Genomic DNA, 232 nt, shown 5'->3' with positions numbered 1-232 from the left:
GATCGGCGGCGGCAACGTCATCGCGACGATCTGCGACCTCACAATTGCGTCCGACCGATCGGTATTCGGGCAGGTCGGACCAAAGGTTGGATCGGTCGATCCCGGTTTCGGAACAGCATACCTTTCGCGCATCATCGGCGAGAAGCGAGCACGGGAATTCTGGTATCTTTGCCGCCGCTACACGGCGCAGGAGGCCTATGAAATGGGTCTCGTTAACAAGGTTGTTCCCGCT

At 58.6% G+C, this 232-nt stretch carries 1 protein-coding gene; it reads left to right on the top strand.

From position 1 onward, the window contains the following. Positions 1 to 232, top strand: a 232-nt coding sequence (locus tag ACK8OU_RS20620; protein ID WP_410305189.1) for an enoyl-CoA hydratase-related protein, incomplete at both ends; no start/stop codon positions are given.

This window comes from Pontitalea aquivivens (assembly GCF_046507575.1).
Taxonomy (GTDB): domain Bacteria; phylum Pseudomonadota; class Alphaproteobacteria; order Rhodobacterales; family Rhodobacteraceae; genus Pontitalea; species Pontitalea aquivivens.
The sequence above is the reverse complement of the archived record's forward strand: the minus strand, read 5'-3'. Positions and strand labels throughout refer to the sequence as shown.